The sequence below is a fragment of the Pseudoalteromonas sp. 19-MNA-CIBAN-0066 genome, assembly GCF_040308705.1.
GTDB classification, from domain to species: Bacteria; Pseudomonadota; Gammaproteobacteria; order Enterobacterales; family Alteromonadaceae; genus Pseudoalteromonas; species Pseudoalteromonas nigrifaciens.
Genome location: NZ_JBEONZ010000323.1, coordinates 1 through 251 on the forward strand (window position 1 = coordinate 1; position 251 = coordinate 251).

The following is a 251-nucleotide window of genomic DNA, read 5'->3' on the forward strand; positions in this document are numbered from 1 at the left end:
ATACGATACAGTGGGTTTTTAGGGTTAGGTTTACGCTTACTCATAGCAGCAATATGTGCGGGTAAAATTAGTTTTGATTCAATCAAAGAAAAAATCAAACATAAAATAATCACGCCACCAATCGCTTTTGAAAACGCAGCACCTGGGCCTGTTGCTAAAGTTTGTGGTAAAAAGGCGGCAATAGTGGTCAGTACGCCAAAAGTTGCTGGTATAGCAACGCGTTTAACTCCGCGTACTACGTTGTCTAGAGT

Annotated in this window: 1 protein-coding gene; it reads right to left on the reverse strand. The window is 41.0% G+C overall.

All coding sequences use genetic code 11. The features are described 5' to 3' along the window. The coding region (locus AAEZ18_RS19280; RefSeq protein WP_352256047.1) for a hypothetical protein at window positions 1–251 on the reverse strand (251 nt) is incomplete at both ends.